This window comes from Longimicrobium sp., assembly GCF_048594345.1.
Lineage (GTDB): Bacteria > Gemmatimonadota > Gemmatimonadetes > Longimicrobiales > Longimicrobiaceae > Longimicrobium.
In genome coordinates this window covers 22,327-46,860 of record NZ_JBMDXM010000125.1, presented here as the reverse complement: position 1 = coordinate 46,860, position 24,534 = coordinate 22,327, and the positions used below count along the sequence as shown (strand labels likewise).

Below are 24,534 nucleotides of genomic sequence, written 5' to 3'. Positions count from 1 at the left end.
GGGGGCGTCGCAGCGTTGCGCCCGGTCCTTGCAACTGCATCGTGCCGAGCGCAGTCCCCCCTGATCCCGCGACGCCGGAGACACGATGGCGCTGTTCGACACACCCGTCCGAGAAGTGCAGCACCACGCCCGCCGCGCCGCCAACCAGGCCTCGCCCGCCATCCAGCAGCTGGCGCGGCTGGGGTACGCGGCCAAGGGCGTCGTTTACCTGATCATCGGCGGCGTCGCGGCGCAGGCGGCGTTCAGCCGGGCGGAGCAGGTGCAAGGGTCCGAGGGCGCGCTGAAGACCGTGCTGCAGCAGCCATTCGGCAAGGTACTGCTGGGGATCATGGCGCTGGGACTGGCCGGCTTCGTGGTCTGGCGCATGGTGCAGGCGGCCACGGACCCGGAACATAAGGAGGGCGGGGCCAAGCGGGCGTTCGCCCGCATCGGCTACGCGATGAGTGGCGTGCTGTACGCGGGGCTCACGCTGGAGGCGGTGCGGATGCTGCGCGGCTCCGGTGGCGGGCAGGGCGGCGGCACGGCGCACTGGACGGCGATGGTGATGGACAAGCCGTTTGGACGCGTCGCGGTGGGGCTGGCGGGGCTGGGGATCGTGGCGTACGGCATCTACCAGCTCATCAAGGCCTTCAAGGGCGACGACCTGGACAAGCGGCTGAACCTGGAGGGAAGCGCCGTGGCCACCCGCCGGCGCGTGGTGGCGGTGGCGCGCGCGGGGACGGCGGCGCGCGGGGTGGTGTTCTGCATCATCGGCTGGCTGGTGATCAAGGCGGCCATGCAGTACGACCCGGCCGAGGCGCAGGGGCTGCAGGGCGCGCTGGTCACGCTGCGCGACGCCGCGTACGGGCGGTACCTGCTGGGCTTGGTGGCGCTGGGTCTGATCGCCTACGGCATCACGCAGCTGGTCAAAGCGCGCTACCGCGTCATCCGCGCGACGTAAGCTCGCGGGTCCGGCCGCTCCCGTTTGCGGGTGCGGCCGGAGTCGTAGTGGCGGCGGCGATTCCCAGTTCGACCTTTCCCCCTTACCGTGCCGATCGTGACGGATCCACGCCCAGCCGGGCTGCCGCCGGTGTCCGGTGGAGACGTGTTCCCGCCGACGGAGTACGACGCGACAGTCGCCGGTGCCATCATCCTGCACGAGGTCCCGGAGGATTTCGCGCTGCACGTCGCCCAAGCGCTGCGGCTTGCGCATGCGTGGGCGGCCGGTCCCGCGGCCTCGGCAGCCGTGTTCGATGTGGAAGAGCTGGAAGAGTGGGAGGCCGACGTCCTACGCGCTGAGGGAATTGACGAAGCGCTGTGGGCGCCCATTTCGGTCATCGCGAGCGAGCTGTCCCGGCCCGCGGAGGTCGATCCGGAGAACCTTGCCCATGCCTGCCTCGCCGTTACGGACTGGGCGCTCGGGGCGGAGGCGAACGGGGCGGCCATCCTGTTCGTGGAAGCTGCCGCGGCGGTGTGGCCCAACAATCCTCGCATCGCATGGATCGCCGGGCGGATCCATCGTGATCGGGACAACTTCGCCCGCGCCGAGAGCTGGCTGCGGCACGCCAGCCGCGTAGCGGTCCGGGGCGGAGACTGGGAACTGCAGGCGCAGGCCATCAACGGCCTGGGCAACCTCAAGGTCCATCTCGGTGACCTGGCCGGCGCGCGGAACCTGCTTCTGACTGCCGCCCGGCTGGCGAAACGCAAGCGGCTGCACGAGCGGTACGCGATGGCTCTGCACGACCTGTTCGTCGTAGCCGTGTATGCCGGGCGGTTCGATGAGGCGGACACGCATGCGCAGCAGGCATTCGCCGCCTACGGACCCGATCACCCGAACGCCGTCAACCTCGCTTTCGACGTTTCCCACCTGTGCACCCAGCAGGGGCAGTTCACGCGCGCCCTGCAGGTGCTGGAGCCGCTCCGTGACCGATTTTCCGATCCGGACCGGCAACTCCGGGTGCTCGCGAGCATCGCGCGCGCCGCCGCATCGGCGGGGAAGGCCGATTCGTTCCAGGACGCGTGGATCCAGGCGTGGAGCATCATCGAGAGCGGGTCCGCGAATCACCTTCGCCCCGCGGCGGCCCTGGAGCTTGGACTGGGCGCGCTCAGCCTGGGCATCCGCGGCCAGGCGGAAACCGCGCTGACGATCGCACGCGACAGCGCCCGGCGATTGCGCGAAGGCGACACGCTATCGCGGGCGGAATCCGCGCTTCGGGAACTCGGCCTTCCCAGGCGGCGTCCGGCGCCTCCATCAGCCGTCCAGAGCACGCGCGCGGCCGAACTGGCGAGGCGAATCGCCCAGTCGCCGGACGCACCGGAACGGGTCGCCGCCGAGGCCAACTAGTTCACGCCCTGCTGGCTCAGCCGGCCTTTCCATTCCTGATCCCTCGCCGGTCCGCGACTTGCGGCGTGGAGGAAGATTGCGATCATTCTCGCCGCCGGTTCCCCGTCCCGTGCCCCTCATGCCCGAGTCCGCTCCCGCCGCCGCCATCTCCGTTCCGCGGATCGCTCCCGATCCGGGCGAGGTGTACCGGGAAATCCTGCGCAACTCCAGCGACGCCATCGCCATCATCGACGCCCAGGGGCGCTACGTGGAGCAGAACGCCGCCCACCACGCCCTGATCGGTTACACCGACCCGGAGCTGGACGGCCGCACGCCGGCGCTGCACCTGGGCGAAGAAACGTTCGCCGAGGTGGTGCGCGAGCTGGGGTGGCACGACCGCTACCGGGGCGAGGTGCAGAGCACCACCCGCGACGGCCGTGTCCTCACGCTGGATCTTTCCGCCTTTACCGTGCGCGGCACGGACGGCGAGCCCATGTGCCACGTGGGCATCAAGCGCGACCTTACCGAGCAGCGCCGCGCCGAGGGCGAGCTGCAGCGGCGGTACGAGCAGCTGGGCATCCTCTATCGCGTGACCGACGCCGTGGGGCGCGCGGGGGGGATGGACGAGATCTACGACGAGGCGCTGGGCGGGCTGGAGCGGGCGCTGGGGGCGCGGCGGGCGTCGGTGCTGCTGTTTGACGCGGACGGGGTGATGCGCTTCAAGGCGTGGCGTGGCATTAGCGACGGGTACCGCGCCGCCGTCGACGGCCACTCGCCGTGGCGCCGCGACACCACCGACCCCCGTCCCATCGTGATCCCCGACGCCGCGAACGACCCCGCCCTTGCCGGCGCCCTGCGCGACACCGTGCTGGGCGAGGGGATCCGCGCGCTGGGCTTTTTTCCGCTGGTAAGCCAGGGGCGGCTGCTGGGCAAGTTCATGCTGTACTACGACCAGCCGCACCCGTTCACCCCCGAGGACGTGCAGCTGGCGCAGACCCTTGCCGGGCAGGTGGCGCTGGCCATCGCCCGCAAGGCCGACGAGCAGGCGCTGCGCCAGCAGCTGGAGGAGCGGCGCCGCGAGGAGCAGGTGCAGCGCTTTCTGGCCGAGGCGGGCAGCGTGCTGGCGTCGTCGCTGGACGTGGACGCCACGCTGGGGGAAGTGGCCGGCCTGTGCACCACCTGCCTTGCCGACTACTGCGTGGTGGACCTGATGGACGAAGGCGGTGCGCTGCGCCGCGTGGCCGCCGTGCACGCCGACGCCGAGAGCCAGCCGCTGGCGGACGAGCTGCGGGCGTTCTCTCCCCTGGCGGCCGACCACCCCGCCGTCCGCGCCCTGGCCAGCGGGCAGGCGCAGCACGTGGCGCACATCGACGACGCGTACATCGCGCAGATGGCCAACGGGCCGGCGCACCTGGACGTCCTGCGGCGGCTGGGGCCGTGCAGCGCGCTGGCGGTGCCCATGCTGGCGCGCGGCCGCATCGTGGGGGTGATCACGCTCTCCATGGCGGGCTCCGGCCGCGCGTACGACACGGCGGACGTGCACCTGGCCGAGGAGCTGGCCCGGCGCGCCGCGCTGGCGGTCGACAACGCGCGGCTGTACCACGCCGCCAACCACGCCAACCAGGCCAAGAGCGAGTTTCTGGCGGTGATGTCGCACGAGCTGCGCACGCCGCTGAACGCCATCCTGGGCTACACCGACCTGCTGCTGATGGGCGTGCCGCACCCGCTGCAGGACGGATCCACGAAACAGGTACAGCGCATTGGCACCAGCGCGCGGCACCTGCTGCAGATCATCGAGCAGATCCTGGCCTTTTCGCGGCTGGAGGCGGGGCGCGAAGAGGCGCACCCGGAAGACGTGGAGCTGGGCGAGCTGGTGCGCGAGACGGCCGCGCTCATCCAGCCGCTGGCGGGGCAGAAGGGGCTGGATTTTGACCTGCAGGTGCCGGACGGCCCTGTCCCCCTGCGCACCGATCCGGGCAAGCTGCGGCAGATCCTGCTGAACCTGCTTTCCAACGCCATCAAGTTCACGGATGCCGGCGTCGTGGGGCTGCGCGCGGAGGTGGACGGCGCCGGCGTGCGCATCGCCGTGCGCGACACGGGCTACGGCCTGGCGCCGGAGCATCTGGAGCGCGTCTTTGAGCCCTTCTGGCAGGCGGACCACTCCCGCACGCGGCAGGCGGGCGGCACCGGCCTGGGCCTGAGCGTCACCCGCCAGCTGGCCCAGCTGCTGGACGGAGAAGTGTCCGCCGAAAGCGGGCTGGGGCAGGGAACGACGTTCACGGTCACCCTGCCGCGCCTTTGATCCGTAAAGAATTGGGTCTCACACGGAGTTAACGGAGTCAACGGAGTTTTCTCGTGCCGCGCGCCGGAGTACGCCGTTCATCCTTCTTGAGGAAGATGAGGGCGAAGGAAGATCGATCGGTCGCCGGGCTTCACTCGGTCGGCTCCGTGTGATACCGGATGCGGCATTTGTGTGTGCACTCCGGAAGAGAGTTCACGCGGAGGCGCGGAGGAACAGATGAGCCGCGGAAGGAGCTTCGGTGCATCCTCCGCGGCTCTGGTTTTTCTCCGCGTCCCCGCGCGAGATTTCATTGTTTCAGCGCACATCAAGTCCTGATATCCGGTATGATCGATACGGAATCCGGAAAAACAACATCGGAAGGTACAGAGGCGACCGAGAACAGCCAGAGGAAGAGAGGCGATCCGCATTCCTCCCTCTGTTCCTCTGGCTGTTCTCTGTTCCTCTGTACCCTGACCTCTGTTTCCTCTCGTCTGACGTGAGGTGAGGTGTTTTGCCGGATTGGTATTACGCGGCGGGGCGCACGATGATACGGTAGCCGCCCACGGTGTAGCCCGTCACGGAGAGCCTGTACGTGCCCGCGGGCACCGACTGGGTGATGCGCGAGCAGTAGTTGAAGCGGTCCGCGTCCACGTCGTCGTTCAGCGCGAGCATAACGCCGGCCGCCGAGTGCAGGGTGAGCTCCGTGTCGGCGTTGGTGGCCAGGCCGCAGGTGCCCTGCGTTCCCACCGTCTCGAACACGTAGTTCCCCGCGGGAAGCATGACCGAGTACACGTCCACGTCGTTCTCGTTGTTCACCTGGGCGTACAGCGAGCCGCCCAGCATGATGCGCGTGGGCGTGGCCGCCGAGTTGTTGGCGGGCTCGCGCTCGGCGCCAAAGCCGATGGTGAACGCCGCTGGATACGTGGCCGCGCCCTGGATGGTGACGGCCCCCAGCGAGCCGTCGCCCGCCGTAAGGCCGCCCCAGCGAAAGCCGTTGGTGCCAAAGATGCCGTCGCCCTCGTCGTCGATCCCCGCGAACACGTGAAAGGCGCCGTCGCCCAGCTGGCCGATGGAGAAGGTGCTTCCCGTCCCCAGCACCTCGCGCACGATGCCGCCCGTGGCCGCGTCGTACACCCGGCCAAAGAGACGTCCCTGGATGAACATGGACTGCGCCAGGCTGTTGCGCACGTTCAGCACCCCGGCGCCGTAGACGGGGTCCACTCCCACGGCGCCCTGGTCCACCGCAAAGTCCAGCAGCCGCGCGCGCAGCTGCGCCGCCGTGAGCCCCGGCTCCTGCGCCAGCAGCAGCGCCGCCGCGCCCGCCACGTGCGGCGTGGCCATGGAGGTGCCGCTGATCAGGTTGTAGGTGGGCTGCCCGGCCGCGAAGTCCCACTGGGTGCTGGCGATGCCGGACCAGAAGTCCGAAACCTGGTCGCCGCCCGGCGCCGCGATGTCGACGTTGGGGCCCCAGTTGCTGTAGCTGGCCCGCGCCCAGGTGGGGCCTACGGCCGAAACCGTCAGCACCTCGGGGTAGGCGGCGGGATACGACGGGGCCGAGGTGTTCTCGTTCCCCGCGGCCACTACCAGCAGCGAGCCGGCGGCGGTGGCGGCCTTCACCGCGTCGTGCAGCACCTGCTGGTTGCTGGGGCCGCCCAGGCTGAGGTTGATGATGCGGGCCGCCGTGGGCGCCTGCACCACGCCGCCCGCGCCGTTGCTGGCCGGCAGCCCCGCCGCGTACAGGATCCCCTGCGCGATGTCGTAGAAGCTTCCCGAGCCGGTGGTGCCCAGCACCCGCACGGGGCGGATGCGCACCGTCCACGCCACGCCGCTCATCCCCATCCCGTTGTTGCCCACCGCGCCGATGGTGCCCGCCACGTGCAGCCCGTGGCCGCCCGCCTCGGCAAGGTCGCAGCCCTCGTAGGCGACCGGGATGGTGGGATCGGGATCGTACCCGTTGCCGTCGCCCGCGTTGTTGACCACGGCGCAGCCGTTGTCGCCGTTGACGCTGGATACGAAGTCGTACCCGTCGCTGGTCAGGTTGGGGGCCACGTCGGGGTGGTCAAAGCGGATGCCGTCGTCCACCACGGCCACCAGCACACCGTTGTTCCCGGTGGTGCGCTTCCAGGCGCGCGGCAGGTCCACCATCTGGTAGTGCCACGCCTGCGTGGCCAGGAACGGGTCGTCGCTCTGAATGCCGCCGGTGGCGTACGCGTACGCGTCGCGCTCCACCCGCAGCACGGCGGGGTTGGCGCGCAGTTCGGCGGCCACCTGCTCCTCCGTTCCCGGCTGCACCTGCATGCGCGCGGCCGCCAGCTGCGGCGACACGTCGCGCAGGCGACGGCCGGCGCGCACGTTGCCTTCCAGCACGCGCGCCATGTTCTGCGCGACGGTGCCGGCCTGGCCGCGGGTCATCCGCGCGCGCGCCGCGTTGGCCGGGGCACCGATGGCGCCCGGGCGCAGCGTAACGATCAGCGCGCCCGGCACCACGCTGGCCCGCGCGCCCACGCGGCCGGCGGTGCGGGTCGCGATCGACCGGCCCAGAAAGCTGGACGCCTTGCGGGTGGCGCGGACACGCGCCGGCACCGCGCCGGGAAGCCGCGCCGGGCTGGCCACCAGTCCGTCGGTGTACGACACGGTGGCGTTCAGCGTAGCATTGGGGGTTACCGTCGCGGTAAAGGTCGCCGGGGGCAGCGTGCCCACCGCGGCGCCCACCGAGTGGGTGCCGGCGGAGGCGCCCACCGTCCAGCTAACCTGCGCCTGTCCGTCCGCGCCCGTTGCCGCGCTGCCGGCCGAGACGGTGCCGCTGCCCGCCGCCGCGCTGAACGTGACCGTCGCGTTGGGAACGGCGCGGCCCTGCGCGTCCGTGACCTTTACGACCAGCGGGGCCGGCGCCGCCTGCCCGGCCGGCACCTGCTGGCCGCTGCCGCTTACCGCGGCGACGTTGGCGGCCGGCCCGGGCGTGTTGCCGCCTCCGCCGCCACCACCTCCTCCGCCCCCGCCGTTGGTGGGGGCGTCACCGCAGGAAGCCAGGGAAACAGAAAGGCAAACAAACGCAAGCCGGAATTTGCGGTTCATCGGGAGTCGCTGGAATTTCGGAGGGAATGCTCTACGGGCGGGAACTGCTACAAATTTATGGTACAATGGGCGCGATGTACACCCCCTCCTCCCATGTTGTCGCTGGTGATACCTGAATCCGCTGTTCATGGTGTACCCGATCGCTGATCATGGAAAAGACTTGTCTCACACGGGGTCAACGGAGTCAACGGTTTTGATCTTTACCGTTAACCCCGTTGACCCCGTGTGAGATGTCGGTTCTGGAGGTGCAACGGGTGTTCATCCAGATTCGCCACGAGTGCACAAAGAACCGCGAGGAACGGGACGACCCTTACCCGCTCGCGTATCAAACTCGTGAGTGGGACTACACGCCCTCCTTCCCACCGTCCACCACACCTCCGGCTGCCTTCCGTCAGATGGCGTGCATCCCTCCTACAACGGGTGCGGCGGACACGGCGGATCGTGCCTGTTGATTCTGTTTACGTTTCCGGTTACACTGCCATTCGCACCGACCGCCGCAGCCCAGGCCCCGATCCGCATCCACGGAGAACCGCCATGCCCGCCGAACGCTCCGCATCCCCCTCCGAAGGTGACGTCGTGCTGCTCGTGGGAACCATGAAGGGCGCGTTCCTCTTTTCGTCCGACGGGGCGCGCGGGGAATGGCGGATGGATGGGCCGCACTTTCGCGGCGAGGCCGTCTACGCCATGGCGTTCGACCAGCGGGGCGGACGGCGGCGGGTGATGGCGGGGACGCAGAGCATGCACTGGGGAAGCGTGATCCGCGCCAGCGACGACTTTGGCGCCACGTGGAGCGCGCCGGACCGGCAGAACGTGCGCTTTCCGGAGGATAGCGGCCTGGCGCTCGCCAACATCTGGCAGCTGCGCCCCGGCCGTGCGGACGAGCCCGACACCGTGTACTGCGGCGTGGAGCCCGCCGCGCTCTTTGCATCGCGCGACGCCGGCGAATCGTGGAGCCCCGTAGAGGGCCTGCTGAACCACGAGCACCGGCCCCAGTGGCAGCCCGGCGGCGGCGGACTGTGCCTGCACACCATCGTGCTGGATCCGGCGGACCGTCAGCGGATGGGGATCGCCATCTCAACCGGCGGCTTCTATCGCACGGAGGATGGCGGCCGCAGCTGGCGGGCGCGCAACGCGGGTGTGCGCGCGGAGTTCCTTCCGGACAAGCACCCGGAGTTTGGCCAGTGCGTGCACAAGGTGGTGAACCACCCGTCGCGCCCGGAGCGGCTCTTTCTGCAGAACCACTGGGGCCTGTACCGCAGCGACGACTGGGGCGACGATTGGGTCGACATCGCCAACGGCGTTCCCTCGGACTTTGGCTTCGCGATGGAGATGCACCCGCACGATCCCGACACGGTGTACATCGTGCCGCTGGATTCCGACCAGTTCCGCATCGTGCCGGACGCCCGGCTGCGCGTGTACCGCACCCGCGACGCCGGCGCCTCGTGGCAGGCGCTGGAAGGTGGGCTGCCGCAGCGGGATGCGTACGAGTGCGTGCTGCGCGACGGCCTGGCCACGGACGGACACACCACCGCCGGCCTATACTTCGGAACGCGCAGCGGCAAGCTGTTCGGCTCGGCGGACGAGGGCGAGACGTGGCGCGAGATCAGCGGCGCCCTGCCGCCCATCGTCTGCGTAAAGGCCGCCGTCATCGGCGCCGACGGGGCGACCTCGTGAGCGATGGAGGAGGTGGGGCGATGACGATCACGGTCGCGCTGCCGGGCGCGTTGCGGCCGTACGCCGGCGGCAGACCCGAGGTGACGGTGGATGCCGCGGGCGGCACCGTGCGCGACGTGCTGGGCGCGCTGGCCGGCCGCTACGCCGGCGTGGTGGACCGCGTGATGGACGAGCAGGGCCGCGTGCGCCAGCACGTCAACGTGTTTGTCGACGGCGACAACATCCGCTATCTGGACGGATTGGGGACGCCGGTGGGGCAGGGGAGCACGGTGACGATCGTCCCGGCGGTAAGCGGCGGGTAGGCCTCACCCCGGCTCGTTCCCTCACCCCGGCTCGTTCCTCGCCTGCCCCTCTCCCACAAACTGCGTGGGAGAGGGGCGTTGCGTTACGCCTTAGCATCCAGCCGTGGGGTGGAGGTGCGTCCTTACGCGCACGTTCTTGTACTCTCCGGCGCGGGCGTGTACCGTGTGGGGCGGGCTCCCACCCCGGACCGAAAAACAACGGATCGCATGCCCCACGACATCTTCATCAGCTATTCATCCCACGATCGACCGGTCGCGGACGCCATCTGCGAGCGGCTGGAGGCTGCGGGGGTACGGTGCTGGATCGCGCCGCGCGACATTCTGCCGGGCGACACCTATAGCGGTGCCATCATTCGCGCGATCTCCGAAGCGGCGATCATGCTACTCGTGTTTTCGGAGCGCGCCAACACGTCGCCGCAAATCTTGCGCGAGGTGGAGCGGGCGGTAGCGCGTGAGGTGCCCGTGCTCCCCGTGCGCATCGGCGACGCGAAACCCTCGGAAGAATTGGAATTCTTCATCAGCACGCACCAGTGGCTTGATGCGCTCCCAGTTCCACCCGAGCAGCACTTGGACCGCATTACAAGTGTGGTGCAGCGTGTGCTCGACGCGCGGCGTGCGCGGCCCCAAGCCCAGCCTGCACAGGAGCAGCAACCGCGGACCGAGATCTTGCCTGACGCGAGTGATTCGCAAATCATCCGGGACGTCTCGAGCCCCGCTCTCGTTCAGGCGACGCCACCCCCGATTTCTCGCGACCCTGTAGTGACTGCCCCACCGCCATCAGGGGAAACGTCAACATCTCGGGATCGCCGACGACTGCTGGTCTTCTCCGGGACGATGGTTGCCGCGTTGTTACTCTGGGTGCAGGCGGAACGCTGGCGTGATGGGCAGTACACCCGACACACAGTGTTGCCAGATACACAGGCAGCTTTCGGGACCGCTCCAGTGGCTAGCGATACCACGTACCGGTACGACGAGGTATCCGTGAAGCCAAAGTTGTTGAACCCTGAGCTAATCGCGCAGTTGGCGGAGCAGCACCTTCCACCCATGCTGCGCGATTCGGGAGTTGCGGTAACCGTAGAACTGATCGTACGGGTCCGGGAAAACGGCGAGGTAGATCCACGCTCGGTGATCGTATTTTCGCAGGTAGACCCTGAGATTGCCGATTCCGCTGTAGCGGTAAGCCGACAATTATATTTTAAATCGGGCGGGATTGAGCATGAAAACGATTTCGGCGACGTCTCTGTGACCGGCGTCGCCGTCTGGACGCCCATTTCCATAAGGTTTAACGCGACCGTGGATACGATGCACGGCACTACAGGACCGTAAGTGCCCCCCCGGAACGGGGAGCAGGTACCGCCGTCTACCTTCGTGAAAATCAAGCCTTTGTCGGTCGTTACGCGCCCCCCACGCGCCGTCCCACCTCGTCCGCGCGGATGTCGAAGTGGTTGGCGTGCCATTCGGGCTGGCCGCCGCGCGCGACGATCACCTGCGGCGAGTGGTGCTCGACGCCCGTCTTCTCCGCCAGGTATCGGGAGACGCTCACGTCGTCGTTCACGTCCACCGTGTAGACGGTGGTGTCGGGGTTCATCTCCATGAACCGCTCCATCTCGCCGCGCGCCGCCGCGCTGATGGGGCAGCGCGTGCTGTGCTTGAACAGGATCGCCGTGTCCTGGCCCAGCGCCTCGTCCACGTCCTGCGTGCTGTGCAAGTCCTTCATCCCACCCTCCCAAGAATTACGCGAGTCCCCCTGCGGCACCCCCCGCCGCGCGCCGGGCCGGTGGGGAGCAAGGCGCATACCGCCGCCGAAAGGACGAATGCCCACCGACACGTCGATGGGCGAAGAATTGCAACTCAAGTGCGTCCGCTACGGCCGGACCAGGGGGTAGATCCGCACGTGCTCCGCTCCGTCCGCGTCCACCTCCCGGCCGAGCACCCAGTCCACGCCGATCTGGAAGATCTGAAAACGGGTGGGACCCCGCACCACCGCCGCCGGCTTCCACTCCGCGTCGAACACCGCCCAGCGGGACTCTCGCTCCGGCGCGCCCGGCGGATGATAGTCACGAACCCACACGTGACCCTCTGAACTGGCCACGAGCCCCGCCAGCGCGGGCATCTGGCGCGGATAGGGAGCCGCTTCCAGCGCTTGCGTCCACTCCGCCGCGTCCGACGTTCCCACGTTCTCCAACAGTTCCGCCCGGTAGGCGCTGATCTCCGACGGGGTAACCGGGCGAGGCTCAAAGCGAACTCGCAGCCTGCTCAGGCCCCGGCCGCTCGTGTCGTACGCCGTAATCTCGTACCCATCGCCCGTGGCGACGAACGCCCGGTCGTGGTGAACCGCGGCAAACGTCTCGCGGCCAAACGGAAGCCCGTATGTACGCCCCGCCGTTCGCACGCCGCCGGGCGCCGCATACTGCTCGGGTCCGCGGAACCGCCCCACCGTGTCGTGCGCCTCGCCCGTGGACAACATGCGCACGAACACGGCCGTGTCGCGCCATGCACCGGCGCCGGGCGCCCGCGCCGCGCCGACCTGCGCTGCGATCAGGAGCGAGCCGTCCGCGAACACACCCTGAACGGCTGGAAAGAACCCCTTGATGCCGAACTCGGCTGTCCGTCCCAGCTGGCCGTCCCGCGAATAGACGGACAATCGCCGCAGGCGGGCGTCCCATGCGCCCACGGAATCGCCCGGGAGCGGCCCTGCCCAGGCAAGGTGCCGAAACTCGCCGGGACCGTTTCCCTCGCGACCGGTCGCGCGCAGGAGCTTCCCCGTGAGGTCGTAGAACCGAAGCTGATACGCCCCTGCGTCCGCGACGACTATCCGGTCGCCGAGCCGCACCGCGCCCGCCACCTGCACGAGCGCCTCGTCACCCCCCACGTCGGCCACTGGGTTCGCGCCGAACACCCAGGTGCGAGACGTGTCCAGGCCGCCGTGTTCCACCGTCTCCAGCGAGTCGCGGTCCGGTGCGGATCCAGCCTCTGGACCGTCGCCACCGCACCCGGCCAGCAGCGCGAGCATGCCGGCGAGGAGAAGTGCGAGCCCGGGTGAGATCACGGCGTACTTCTGCTCCGGTCCGCGAGTTCCTGGAGCACGCTGACCATCACCGCTGAATCTCCGTCTGCGGCGAGCAGTCTCGACAGCGCATGCTCCACGTACGTGGGGACGGCGGCGGCTGGCCGGCCCACTTCGGATCCGGCGGGAGCGGGTGCGCGAGCCGCGGCCAGAAGTCGCGCGAACAGCTGCTCACGCGCCGGATCGGCGGGACCCTGAGCCCGTGTCTCGCGCTGGAAGGCCAAGAGCAGCGACTCCATCTCGCCGCTCTCGATGCTGGCGGCCGGAACGGGGCGCGGCGAAGGCGGTTCAAGGCTGCCCGTGTGCTCACATGCACCGGCGCCGGCGGCCACAAGCGCCATCAGGGCCGCAACCCGCGCCGCGCCGGGCAGGGTCCACGTAGTGGTTGTCGCGCGCATTCGTAATCCTTCTCGTATTTAGGGATTCGCCGGGTGTCCGGCGTATGCACAGTCCCGTCCGCATCAGCCCTCAGGGGCAGGGAATCTCCTCACGTACGCACATCAACTTCTTGGCGGTGGGATCATACGCGCAGTATTCCTTCCAGCATCTCACGCTGATCTGAGCCTCGGTCGGCTGTTCCATGGCCGCGGTAGCACCAAACGTCAGGACGCAAAAGAGGCTGATCCATGCTGCGCGAATACTCCATCGATTCATGGCCCACCTGCCCTGGCGAGGGAAAAGAAACGGGGTGATGGCGGATGCCCGTCAAACAGGCGGACGTCCAGTACACAAGCTAGCGTTGCCCGAAATCGGACACAATAATGATGAAGCGGCGGCCCCCGTCCGGGAGCCGCCGCCTCATTCGTCATCGTCCGATCCGCCGGTCCGTCAGCTGTTCGACGGGCCGTTCCCCACGGGTGCCGCGCCGCCGTTGCGCAGGCGGCTGTGGCGGTAGCCGTACATGAAGTAGAACACCAGGCCCACCGCCAGCCAGATCCCGAACCGCTCCCACGTTACGCGCGGCAGCTGGAACATCAGGAACCCGCACGACAGAATGGCCGCCGGCGCCACGAACCAGATGAACGGCGTGCGGAAGGGCCGGTGCCGTTCGGGCTCGCGGATGCGCAGCACCATCACGCCCGCGGCCACCAGCACAAAGGCGAACAGCGTGCCGATGTTGGTGAGCTCGATGACCTCGTTGATGTTGGCGAACGCCGCGAAAAACGCCACGAACGCGCCCGTCAGGATGGTCGTTACGTGCGGGGTACGGTACCTGGGGTGCAGCTTGGCCGCGAACGCCGGCAGCAGCCCGTCGCGCGCCATGGAAAAGAAGATACGCGGCTGGCCCAGCTGGAACACCAGCAGCACCGACGCCATGGCCACCACCGCGCCGAACGAGATGATCCCCGCCGCCCAGTCAAAGCCGCGCTCCGAAAAGGCGCTCGCCAGCGGGTCGGCCGTGCCGTGCTGGTCCCACGGCACCAGGCCCGTCATCACCAGCGTCACCACGATGTAGATGAGCGAGGTTACGGCCAGCGACCACATCATGGCCCGCGGCATGTCGCGCTGCGGGTTCTTGGCTTCTTCCGCCGCCGTGCTCACCGCGTCGAAGCCGATGTAGGCAAAGAAGATGAGCGACGCGCCCACGAACACGCCGTTCCACCCGTTGGGCATGAACGGCTCCCAGTTCTCCGGCCGCACCCAGAAGGCGCCGATGGCGATGAAGAACAGCAGGATCACCAGCTTGAGGATCACCATCAGCGTGTTGGCCCACGCGCTCTCGCGAATCCCCTTGACCAGAATCCACGTGATCAGCGCGACGATCGCCACCGCCGGCAGGTTGAAGATGATGGGCATTCCCAGCACGTGCGGCGCCGTCTGCCACGCGTGCGCCGCCTCCAGCGTGCTGCCGGTGATGGTCGGGTCGGCGGCCAGTGCCTGGGCGGCGTGTTTGGCGGTGCGCGGGTCCGTGGCCAGCCATGCGGGCAGCCCCAGGCCAAAGCCCTGCAGCAGCGTCTGGAAGTACGCGCCCCAGCTGACCGCCACCGCGATGTTGCCCACCGCGTACTCGATGATCAGGTCCCAGCCGATGATCCAGGCCACCAGCTCGCCAAGCGTGGCGTACGCGTAGGTGTACGCGCTGCCGGCCTGGGGGATGAGCGAGGCGAACTCGGCGTAGCACAGCGCCGCGAAGCCGCAGGCAATGGCCACCAGTACGTACGAGAGCACCAGCGCGGGCCCCGCGCCCACGTGGTTGGGCCCGCCGGCCACCGCCGATCCCGCGCCCGAGAAGATCCCCGCGCCGATGATGGCGCCGATGCCCAGCGAGGTGAGCTGCCACACGCCCAGCGAGCGGCGAAGGCCGTGCTCAACCTCCACCTGCGGGTCCACGTGCTCACCGCTCGTGGGGCCGATGGCTTTTCTACGGAAAAGTTGGTGCATCCGGGGGTGTGATTGGGGGTGGACGTTCCACGGCCGGCGGCGCGGCGGAGAGGTCGTACGCCTGGCATGTTTCTCCGGCAGGCCGACAACCTGCGCTCGCGGAGCGATTCCGTCAATGTCGGCGGCGTGGGAGAGGGAGGTACGAAGGTGCGGGGACGGGCACGAAGGTACGTGGATGGGGCGGTGCGCGAGTGCATCCCGGGAGCCGCTCCGATCCCCGTCGCAGCGGGATCGACGTCTCCCCTCGCCGCGAGAAACGAGCGGGGAGGGGCCGGGGGCGGGGCCGGGGGAGGGGCACCCCGCGGCGCGGTTCGACCCACTTCGGACAGCCGGAATGCCGTCTCCATCATCCGGATCCATCCCGATTGATCATCTGACTCATCCCGTTCGATCGTCCGCATCCACCCCGCGACAACGTTCCGGGACACCAATGCGTCTTATCCCGAAACGCGGAGCACGCTGGTCCCGTACGTTCGTACCCTCGCACCTTCGTACGATCCGTTCGTCCCGCGGCGCGTTGCGCGGGAGGTGCTAGGAACTTAGCATCCCGGTGCGGCGTATTCGCAGCCGGTCCATCCCGTCCCCTCCCGAGTCTCCGAGGATCAACCGTTGGTCACCGCCGAAAACGAAGTCGAGACCCTGCTGGCCGATGCCGGCCGCCTTCGGGCGCAGGTGCAGCGCCGCATCGTGGGCCAGCAGCAGGTGCTCGAAGAGGTGATGATGTGCCTGCTGGCCGGCGGGCACGCGTTGCTGGTGGGCGTTCCCGGCCTGGCGAAGACGCTGCTGGTGCGCACGCTGAGCGAGGCGCTGGAGCTGGACTTTCGCCGCGTGCAGTTTACCCCCGACCTCATGCCCGGCGACATCACCGGCACCGAGGTGATCGAGGAGGACCGCACCACGGGGCGGCGGGCGGCGCGCTTCATTCGCGGCCCCATCTTTACGCAGATCCTGCTGGCCGACGAGATCAACCGCACCCCGCCCAAGACGCAGGCCGCGCTGCTGGAGGCCATGCAGGAGGGCCGCGTGACCGCCGGCGGCGAGGACCTGATGCTGCCGCGCCCGTTCTTCGTCCTTGCCACGCAGAACCCGGTGGAGCAGGAGGGCACCTACCCGCTCCCCGAGGCGCAGCTGGACCGCTTCATGTTCGACATCCGCCTGGATTATCCGTCCGCGGAGGAGGAGGTGACCATCCTGCGCTCCACGACGGGCGTGCAGGACGCGGCCATCGAGCCGGTGCTGGACGCCGAGCGGGTGATGATGCTGCAGCGCTGGGTGCGCGAGGTGCCCGTGGCCGACAACCTGTTCGCCTACGCCGCCGCCCTGGTCCGCGCCACCCGCCCCGGCGACCCCACGGCGCCTGAGGACGTGAAGCGCTGGGTGCGCTGGGGCGCCGGGCCGCGCGCGGGGCAGGCGCTCATCCTGGGCGCCAAGGCCAACGCGCTGCTCTCCGGCCGCTTTCACGTTTCGGTGGATGACATACGCCGCGTGGCTGCCCCCGTGCTGCGCCACCGCGTGCTGGTGAACTTTCACGCCGAGGCCGAGGGCGTTTCTCCCGACCGCGTGATCGGCGCGCTGATGAACGCCGTCGCGCCGCCGCGGTCCGGGCTGTGACTGCGAAGTGCGTGAGTGCGGAAGTGCGCGAGTGCGGGAGTAGGGGATGCGGTCGCGCTTGGACGGCGCGGCGCGCCCCCTCCGCTCGCTCAGGCTCGCACCTCCCCCAACAAACCCTGGGGGAGGTTGAACTCCGATCCCGTTTCCGCACGCCGCGGAGTGTCATTCCGAGGAAGCGCCGCACCGCTCGCGCCGCGACCAACCGTGGTCTCGGGCGGGTAAACCCGCGGCTGGAACAGCGAGAAGCCCGGCAAACTACACGGGGCTTCGTGTGCCGCACGCCTCGACTTGTCAGGGAGCGCCGGACCGCCGTTTCCCGTACACAACCTTCCGGGCGCGACCGGGGAATCTGCTCTCCGCTGCTCGTGGCCGGTCGCGGCGGCGCGATCTCGCGGCAACAGTCCACGCAGGTGGACTTTGCGCCTGTCCAGCGGCGAATTCATTCGCTCCTGGAGGTGGACTGCGCCGATCCGTCGGTGACGGATCGCGCCGACACCGGCCGCAGCGCCCCACTTTCGCACTTTCGCACTTTCGCACTCTCGCACTGCCGCGGAGCGGCCCAATGAGCGCCGCCTCCGACTTCCTCCCCCCCAGGCTGCTGGAGCGGCTGGGCGGGCTGGACCTGATCGCGCGGACGGTGGTCAGCGGCTTTCAAACCGGCATCCACAAGTCCCCGCACCGCGGCGCGGGCGAAGACTTTGCCAAGCACCGCGACTACCAGCAGGGCGACGACGTCCGCTACCTGGACTGGAAGCTCTACGCCCGCACCGACCGCCTGCACGTCCGCGAGTTCGAGGAGCGCAGCAACCTGCAGGCGTACCTTGTCGTCGACACCTCCGCGTCCATGGACTACGCCGAGCCGGACGGCGTCACCAAGTCGCGCTACGCCGCCTTTCTGGCCGCCGCGCTCGCGCACCTCATGCTGCGCTCGGGTGATGCCGTCGGGCTGGCGCTCGCCGGGGCGGAGGCGCGGCTGCTGCTGCCGCCCCGCTCTCGCCGCGGCCACCTGCACGACCTTCTGCTGCACCTGGAACGGACCAAGCCGAGCGGCATCGGCAACGCGGCGGACGCGCTGGACCGCGTGGGCGGGGCGATGAAGCGGCGCGGGCGCGTCGTGCTCATCAGCGACCTGCTGGCGGACGACAACGGCGACGCGCTGATCGCCTCCGCCGGCCGCCTGCGCGCCCGCGGCGACGAGGTGATCATCCTCCGCGTGCTGACACCGGCCGAATCGGGGGAGCGGGCGCCCGGCGCGGGGTTGTTCTTCGATCCGGAGAAGCCGAAGGAGGAGCTTCCCGCCACCCCGGAGACGGATGCCGGCTACGTGCGCCGCGTGACCGCGTACTACGACAGCATCGCGGACCGGCTGCGAGAGCGCGGCGTGGAGTACGTGCCGCTCTCCACCGCGCAGCCGGTGGAAGAGGCGCTGGTGGCCTGGGCCAACCTGCGCCGGGGGGCGTGACGTGCTGACCCTGGCGTTCCCCGCCTTTCTGGTCGCCGGCGCGCTGGCGATGCTGGTGCCCCTGGGGCTGCACCTTATCCGCCGCCGCCCGCCCGGCCGCGCGCCCCTTCCCACCGCGCGCTTTCTGGTGGAAGACCCGCGCAAGGCCGTCCGCGTCAGCCGGCCCACGGACCTGCCGCTGCTCGTCCTGCGCATGCTGCTCCTGCTCCTGCTCGGCTTGGGGCTGGCGCGACCGGCGTGGCTGCCGGCGCCGGAGGGGACCAGCACCGTCGTCCTGCTGGACCGCGGCTCCGCCATGCGCGGCGACGGCTGGCGCGCGGCCGTGGGCGAGGCGCGGCGCTCGCTGCTGGACGCGGACGGCGAATCGCGCGGCGAGCTGGTGATGTTCGATACGGCCGCCGTCCGCGTCCCCCGTGCCCGCATCACCCCCGCGCTCTTCGATTCGCTGCTGGCGGCGGATGCGGGCGGCGCGGCGGCGGACTACGCGGCCGCGCTGCGCGCCATCTCGCCCGCCGCGAGGGAGCTGCGCGGGGCGGATTCCGTGCGGGTGCGGATGATCTCCGCGCTGGCGGATGAGGGATGGTCCGCGGGACTGGCTCCCCTGCGCCGCGCGGCCTGGCCCGGCGGGCTGGACCTGGCCCGCGTGCCGATGGCGCGGCCGGCGACGGATTCCGCCGCGCCCGCCACGGCGGAGCTGACCTCCGTTACCCTCGCCGCGCCGGGTGGCGGGTTCGTGGCCACGGCGCTGGCGGCGGTGGGGATGGATGGGCCGCGCGTCAGCCCGTCGGGCGCGCTCCCCGCGGCGGCGGCTTCGGTGTACGTAGTGATGGGTGCGCCCTCCGCATCGACGGCGAACCAGCTGCTGGAGCGCGCCCGCGCCGGCGCGACGCTGATCGTCACACCGGGCGCCGTGGCGGAACCGCTTCGCGGGGCGCTGCCGTGGACCGGCGGCTACGGCCTGGTGCGCGGCGGCGGCGCCCTATGGTTCGGCGCGGAGACGGAACTGGCGGGCGCGGCCGGGCGGGTGCTGGCGGGCGGACCGGCGGAGGGCGCGCGCACCGTCGCCGCGTGGGAGGACGGCCGCCCCGCCGCCACGGCGAAGCGCCTCGAGCGCGGATGCGTCGTCTTCGTGGGGACGGAGCTGGAGGGCGGGGAGCTGCCGTTTCAGGCGGCGTACCCCGCGGCGCTGGCGCGATTGGCGCGCGGATGTGACGCCACCGGCGGCACGGCGGCCCCACGTCCGCTGGACCCCGGCGCGCTGGCCGTCCTGCGCGGCCGGGGACCCTCCGCCGTACCGGCGAGCGCCGTGGGCGCGGCGGGGGCGGGCGTGCCGCTGGGCCGCTGGATGCTCGCCGCCGCACTCCTGGCCGCTTTGATCGAAACGTTGCTGGCATACAGACGCAGGACCGCCGGATGAACACCATCGCACATTCGCCGCCGCTCGCTGGACGGCCGCTGCAGGCGCCAACGGAGCGGCTGATTTCTGACGTGCGCGCCGCGTGGCGCCGCTCCGTGCTGCTGCGCGCGCTGGTCTGGGCGCCCGCGCTCTTCGCCGCGAGCGCCATCCTCCTCGTCCTCATCGACCTCGTCATCCCCCTGCGCGCCGTTCTCCGCGAGACGCTGCGGTGGGTTCCGGTGCTGCTGGGGGGCGGATTCCTGGCGCTTTCGATCCACCGGATCGTCCGCCCGCCCGCGCCGCGCCGGTTCGCGTTGCTGGCGGAGGAGCGCATCCCCGCGCTGCAGAACCGCCTGCTGACCGCGTTCGACCTGGCGGACGGGGTGCCGGATGGCGTGGTGGGCCGGGCGTTCGTGGCCGAAGCGGAGCGGCGGATGCGCGAGGTGCCCGTGCGGGACGTGGCGCCGGCGCACATGCGGCGTCCGGGGATGATCCTGGGCGGATCTGTCGCGCTGATGGCGTTGTTCGCGCTGGCGTTTCCCTCCGCCGCGGCGGAGGCGTGGACGCGGTGGATGGACCCGGCGGACGCCTACGCCAGCAAATGGCAGGAAGTCCGCGCGGAAACCCTCCCCAACGTGGAGGCACCGCCGATCCCGTTGTTCGACGAGTTGCGCTGGACGGTGCAGCCTCCCGCGTACGCCGGGATCGCCGCCCAGGACGGGCGCGGAGACGACCCGATCAGCGCGCTCCCGGGGAGCCGCATCCGCATCCGCAGCCGCTTTCCGGACCGCTGGGACGGCGTTCGCGCGGGTGCCATCGGCGGCGCCGCGCTCCCCGTGCGCCGCGCGGGTGAGGAGTGGATCGTGGAGTACCTGATGCCGGCGGACGCGCGCGGGCTGTCGCTGGAGGCCATGGCGGACGGCGGCGTGGTGGATCGCCGCATCATCCCCCTGGCGCCGCTGCCAGACCAGCCGCCCGACGTGCAGCTGCTGGAGCCGCGGGAGGACATGGTGCTGGCCTCCGGCGCCGGCCGCATCACCCTTCGCGCCACCGCGGCGGACGACTACGGCGTCGGCGCCTTTGACCTGCACTGGACGCACTCGCGCGGCAGCGGCGAATCGTACGAGTTCGTGGAGGGCGACTGGGCCTTCTCGCGCGTGTCGCGAAACGGAAAGGCGTCCACCGGAGAGCTGGTCGTGGACCTGGCGACGCTCAAGCTGCAGCCCGGCGACATCATGCACATCCGCGCCGTGGCCCGCGACCGCAACAACGTCACGGGCCCGGGCGAAAGCGTGTCGCGGACGCGCATCATCCGCGTGGCGCGGCCGGAAGAGATGGACCAGATCACCACCGACATCGGCATGCCGCCGGAGCTGCCGAAGGACCCGGTGATGAGCCAGCGGATGATCATCCTGATGACGGAGCGCCTGATCCGCGAGCGCCCGCGGCTGTCGCGCCAGGAGCTGCAGTCGCGCAGCAGCGACATCGCCCAGCACCAGGCCCGTCTGCGCGAGATCGTGGGCGAGCAGGTGTACATCCGCGAGGCCGACCAGGCCATCCAGAGCGGGGAGCAGGACTTCAGCTACCTGGAGCAGGGCGGCACCGGCGGCGGCCACCAGGAGGCCGGCGGCGAGCAGCACGAGGCGCGCACGCCGGAAGACGTGCTGCGTGAGGCCGACGAGGCGACGGGAACTGGATCGATCGACGAGTTTGCGCACCGGCACGACGAGAGCGCCATTCTGGACGTGAACCGCGACCTGATGCGGCTGCACAACCTGATGTGGAACAGCCAGCAGGAGCTGAACCTTGCCAAACCCGACACCGCGCTGCCGTACCAGTACGACGCGCTGAAGATCATCCAGCAGATGAACCAGGCGGAGCGCACCTATCCGCGGGGCGACGTGCGGGTGGATCCCATCAACGCGGCCGAAGCGCGGGGGCAGGGGAAGATGGAGGACGTGGGACCCGCGGCCCGCACCACGGGACCGGCGCTGGCGTCGCTCCTTCCGCTGCTGGCGGAGCTGGACCGCGTCTCCGCGGGCGTGGGACGAAAGCCGGGGCGCGCTTCGTCGCTGGAGATCAGCAACCTGGCCGCGCGCGTGCTGGGCGAGCCATCGGCGGACCGCGAGGCGGCCGGCTTCATCTCCCGCGCCGCGAGCGAGGCGGGGAACGGGCGCCCCGATCGCGCCAGGGACCTGCTGCGCCGCGCCCGCGAGCGCCTTGCGCCCGCCGCCGGCGCCGCCGCCCGCCCGCTGCCGTCGACGATGGACCCCGCCGCCGCGGAGTACTTCCGCCGTCTGGGGAGGACGCCATGAAGCGCGGCGTGATAGGGTGGATCGCCGGGTCCGTGGAAGAGCGATTGAAATCGCGGCAACAACTTCACGCTGTCCGCCTTCGCGGACAAAACAACGCGCGGATGCCGGCGGAAACATCAACCTCCCCCAGGGTTTTTTGGGGGAGGTGCGAGCCTAAGCGAGCGGAGGGGGCGCCGGGGACGCGCGCCGCTGCCTGGGGCATCGCCGTGATGGTCGCCCTGCTTTCCTCCGCCGCCGTGCTCTCCTCCTCCCGGGCACCCCAACAGGAGCCCGCTGCGCAGGTGGACGCATCGCCCGCGGCGCCGGAGGCGTTCGTGTTCGCGACGGCGCGCTACGAGAGCGGCGACTGGAACAGCGCGCCACTGGTGCCTACCAACATCCTGCACTCCATCGCCCAGTACACGGCGCTGCCGGTGGCGTCTACGGGGGCCGTGGTGGACCTGGCCAGTCCGGAGCTGTTCCGCTTTCCCTTCGTCTTTCTGACCGGCCACCTTCCGCTGCGCTTCAACCAGCAGGAGAGCGCCAACCTCAAGGCGTACGTGGACCGCGGCGGTTTCATCTTCATCGACGACCACAACCACGACATCGACGGCGGCTTTCACAAGACGGCACAGGCGGAGATCCGCCGCATCTTTGGCGCGGCGTCGCTCAAGCCCATCCCCAACAACCACGAGATCTACCGCGCGTTCTTCGTGTTCGAGGACGGACCGCCCACCACCAGCCACGAGCTGAACGGCTGGGGCGACAACCTGATCCACGAGAACCTGTTCGGCGTGGAGGTGAACGGGCGTATCGGGGTGCTGTACAGCAACAAGGACTACGCGTCGGAGTGGAACTACCACGCCCGCAACAAGCGCTTCAACTCGGTCGACAACACGCGCTTCGGGGTGAACGTGGCCGTCTACGCGCTGACGCGATGAGGACGCCCCTCATTCTACGCGCGCTGGTCCTGCTGCTGCTGGGTCTGGCGCTCGCGCTCCCCTCCGTCTGGCGCAGAAAGGGCGGTCCCGCGGCGCCTGCCTGGATCGCGGACGCACGTGCGCTGGACCGCCAGGCGGACTCGCTCCTGGTGGGCCGCGCACCGCCGGCCATCGCCCGCGCCTCCACGGAACCGCCGACCGCGGCGGAGCTGGAGTTGCTGGCGGCGGCGGCGCGCCGTGCGCCGCTGTACGCCTCGCTCCCCGCGCGGACGGTCTCGGTGCAGGTTGACGCGCCCGCGCGGGCCCTCTCCGGCCGTGCCGCCGCTGTCGGCTTCCGCGTGTCCGCCGGGGCGAACGACAGCGTGCTGGTGCGCCTCTCGGACGAGACGGGGGTGCTGGACAGCCTGCGTGTACGCACCGGCGCCGACGGGCGCTACGCGGGCGCCTTTCGCGTGCGTCCGCCGCGCCCGGGGTGGCGCGAGTGGAACGTGCAGGCGGGGGATGCCAGCGCACGGACGGGCGCGTGGGTGGATAGCGCCGGCGCACCGCGGGTGCTGGTGCGCGCGGGCTTTCCGCACTGGGAATCCAAGTTCCTGGTCCGCGCGCTGGAAGAGTCTGGCGCCACGGTGGAGACGGCGTACGACCTGGGGCGCGGCCAGTTCGTGGTCCAGGGCGGCTCCGGGGTTTCGGCGGACCGGCTGGCGCGCGCGGACGCCGTCATCCTGCTGAACGGCGCGCCAGTGGGCGACGGCGAGCGGCGGATGCTGCAGGACTGGGCCGCGGCGCGGGGCGGGGGCGTGCTGCTGGTCGGCGGACAGGCGCGCGGCGGCGCCTTTGGATTGACGGACGGGCTGCGGGCGCGGTCGGTGGATGGCCCCTCCCTGACGTGGATGCTGCCGCCCGAGCTGGCGCCGCTCCCGGCGGACCGGGTGCGTTCCGGCGCGGTCGTCTTTGGAGCGGCGCGCGCGGGCGCGGCGATGGCGGTGATGAGCGGCGATGCCGGCGTGCTGGCGATGCGGCCGCTGGGGCGCGGGCGCGCGGCGTCGCTGGGGCTGACGGAGACGTGGCGGTGGCGGATGGAGGCCGGCCGCGTGCGCGAGCACCGCGAGTTCTGGCGCGCACTGGTGGACTGGCTCGCCTCCGCCCCGCGTGACCCGCTGACGGTGCAGGTCCCGGAGCCCGTCGGCCCCGCCGGCACGCGGCGCGAGATCGTGGTCTACGACGCCGGCGGCACCGCCGCCTCCGCGCCGCCGCTGGTGGTCACACGGCCGGACAGGCGCGCGGACACGGTGTCGCTGGTGGCGGATCCGGCGCGGCCGGGCGTGCTTCGCGGCGCGTTTCTCCCCGCGGACAGCGGCATGTACACCTTTGCGTTCGCCGGCCGCGCGCCCTCCGCGGCCTACCGCGCCACTGCGGCCGCCGGCCCGGCGGACGACGCGTGGGCGCGGCTGGCGATGCTAGCGAGCAGCTCCGGCGGCCGCATGCTCCCCGCCGATTCCCTGCGTCCGGCTATGCGCCGCCTTACGCCGGAAGGTGCCGGCGGTGGCGCGCCGCTCCCGCTCGGTTGGATGCTGTTCTGGGCGCTGCTGCTCGCGGCCGGCGCGGAATGGGCGATCCGCAGGTTGCGTGGGCAGGCGTAGAGTGGGATTCGGCTCACCCGGGGTGGGGGATCGCAGGCGTAGGGACAGGCGTGACGGATCCGCCGGCGTGGGATGAGCGAGTAAACCCGCTGCTGGGAAAGCGACAA

General features: G+C 70.4%; 17 protein-coding genes. 12 read left to right on the top strand and 5 right to left on the bottom strand.

Features of this window, described 5'->3' with window-relative positions:
- The first annotated feature begins 85 nt into the window (after window positions 1–85).
- The 3 genes from ACOJUJ_RS13895 to ACOJUJ_RS13885 all read left to right on the top strand — a co-directional run bounded on the left by ACOJUJ_RS13895 (window position 86) and on the right by ACOJUJ_RS13885 (window position 4,604).
- Complete coding sequence (locus ACOJUJ_RS13895; protein ID WP_420127487.1) at window positions 86–940, top strand: DUF1206 domain-containing protein; 855 nt, start codon at window positions 86–88, stop codon at window positions 938–940.
- Window positions 941–1,027: 87 nt separating this feature from the next.
- On the top strand, window positions 1,028–2,323 hold the full coding sequence (locus ACOJUJ_RS13890) for a hypothetical protein (RefSeq protein WP_420127486.1): 1,296 nt from the start codon (window positions 1,028–1,030) through the stop codon (window positions 2,321–2,323).
- A gap of 118 nt (window positions 2,324–2,441) precedes the next feature.
- Window positions 2,442–4,604: a PAS domain-containing sensor histidine kinase gene (locus ACOJUJ_RS13885; protein WP_420127485.1), complete on the top strand. Its 2,163-nt coding sequence runs from the start codon at window positions 2,442–2,444 to the stop codon at window positions 4,602–4,604.
- A 504-nt stretch (window positions 4,605–5,108) separates the two neighbouring features.
- On the opposite strand, the gene ACOJUJ_RS13880 is transcribed toward ACOJUJ_RS13885, so the two are convergent.
- The gene (locus ACOJUJ_RS13880) at window positions 5,109–7,658 is read right to left on the bottom strand and encodes a S8 family serine peptidase (protein WP_420127484.1); all 2,550 of its coding nucleotides are present in this window, start codon (window positions 7,656–7,658) and stop codon (window positions 5,109–5,111) included.
- A gap of 534 nt (window positions 7,659–8,192) precedes the next feature.
- On the opposite strand from ACOJUJ_RS13880, the gene ACOJUJ_RS13875 reads away from it, so the two are divergent.
- The 3 genes from ACOJUJ_RS13875 (at window position 8,193) to ACOJUJ_RS13865 (ending at window position 10,960) form a co-directional block, all read left to right on the top strand.
- Complete coding sequence (locus ACOJUJ_RS13875; RefSeq protein WP_420127483.1) at window positions 8,193–9,332, top strand: WD40/YVTN/BNR-like repeat-containing protein; 1,140 nt, start codon at window positions 8,193–8,195, stop codon at window positions 9,330–9,332.
- 20 nt (window positions 9,333–9,352) lie between these two features.
- Window positions 9,353–9,634 (top strand): ubiquitin-like small modifier protein 1, encoded by a 282-nt coding sequence (locus tag ACOJUJ_RS13870; RefSeq protein WP_420127482.1) that lies wholly within the window; start codon window positions 9,353–9,355, stop codon window positions 9,632–9,634.
- Between the two features lie 207 nt (window positions 9,635–9,841).
- Window positions 9,842–10,960 (top strand): toll/interleukin-1 receptor domain-containing protein, encoded by a 1,119-nt coding sequence (locus tag ACOJUJ_RS13865; protein ID WP_420127481.1) that lies wholly within the window; start codon window positions 9,842–9,844, stop codon window positions 10,958–10,960.
- A 67-nt stretch (window positions 10,961–11,027) separates the two neighbouring features.
- Here ACOJUJ_RS13865 and ytxJ read toward each other — a convergent pair whose 3' ends face one another.
- The 4 genes from ytxJ to ACOJUJ_RS13845 all read right to left on the bottom strand — a co-directional run bounded on the left by ytxJ (window position 11,028) and on the right by ACOJUJ_RS13845 (window position 15,083).
- Window positions 11,028–11,351 (bottom strand): bacillithiol system redox-active protein YtxJ, encoded by a 324-nt coding sequence (gene ytxJ, locus ACOJUJ_RS13860; RefSeq protein ID WP_420127480.1) that lies wholly within the window; start codon window positions 11,349–11,351, stop codon window positions 11,028–11,030.
- A gap of 147 nt (window positions 11,352–11,498) precedes the next feature.
- The gene (locus tag ACOJUJ_RS13855) at window positions 11,499–12,683 is read right to left on the bottom strand and encodes a hypothetical protein (RefSeq protein ID WP_420127479.1); all 1,185 of its coding nucleotides are present in this window, start codon (window positions 12,681–12,683) and stop codon (window positions 11,499–11,501) included.
- A complete protein-coding gene (locus ACOJUJ_RS13850) occupies window positions 12,680–13,099 on the bottom strand; it encodes a hypothetical protein (protein WP_420127478.1) in 420 nt (139 codons plus the stop codon). The genes ACOJUJ_RS13855 and ACOJUJ_RS13850 overlap by 4 nt, the downstream gene beginning before the upstream one ends.
- Window positions 13,100–13,529: 430 nt before the next feature.
- Window positions 13,530–15,083 (bottom strand): amino acid permease, encoded by a 1,554-nt coding sequence (locus ACOJUJ_RS13845; protein WP_420127477.1) that lies wholly within the window; start codon window positions 15,081–15,083, stop codon window positions 13,530–13,532.
- A 609-nt stretch (window positions 15,084–15,692) separates the two neighbouring features.
- Here ACOJUJ_RS13845 and ACOJUJ_RS13840 point away from each other — a divergent pair.
- The 6 genes from ACOJUJ_RS13840 to ACOJUJ_RS13815 all read left to right on the top strand — a co-directional run bounded on the left by ACOJUJ_RS13840 (window position 15,693) and on the right by ACOJUJ_RS13815 (window position 24,427).
- Window positions 15,693–16,694, top strand: a complete 1,002-nt coding sequence (locus ACOJUJ_RS13840; protein ID WP_420127476.1) for an AAA family ATPase — start codon at window positions 15,693–15,695, stop codon at window positions 16,692–16,694.
- A 562-nt stretch (window positions 16,695–17,256) separates the two neighbouring features.
- Entirely contained in the window at window positions 17,257–18,156 is a 900-nt protein-coding gene (locus ACOJUJ_RS13835; RefSeq protein WP_420127475.1) for a DUF58 domain-containing protein, read from the top strand.
- A 1-nt stretch (window position 18,157) separates the two neighbouring features.
- Window positions 18,158–19,573, top strand: coding sequence for a BatA domain-containing protein (locus tag ACOJUJ_RS13830; protein ID WP_420127474.1), 1,416 nt, complete (start codon window positions 18,158–18,160; stop codon window positions 19,571–19,573).
- Entirely contained in the window at window positions 19,570–21,867 is a 2,298-nt protein-coding gene (locus ACOJUJ_RS13825; protein ID WP_420127473.1) for a hypothetical protein, read from the top strand. Before ACOJUJ_RS13830 ends, ACOJUJ_RS13825 begins: the two co-directional genes overlap by 4 nt.
- 209 nt (window positions 21,868–22,076) lie before the next feature.
- Window positions 22,077–22,787, top strand: a complete 711-nt coding sequence (locus ACOJUJ_RS13820) for a DUF4159 domain-containing protein (protein ID WP_420127520.1) — start codon at window positions 22,077–22,079, stop codon at window positions 22,785–22,787.
- Window positions 22,784–24,427 carry a hypothetical protein gene (locus tag ACOJUJ_RS13815; RefSeq protein ID WP_420127472.1) on the top strand — a complete coding sequence of 548 codons (1,644 nt, stop codon included), beginning with the start codon at window positions 22,784–22,786 and terminating at the stop codon, window positions 24,425–24,427. The genes ACOJUJ_RS13820 and ACOJUJ_RS13815 overlap by 4 nt, the downstream gene beginning before the upstream one ends.
- The last annotated feature ends 107 nt before the right edge of the window (window positions 24,428–24,534 follow it).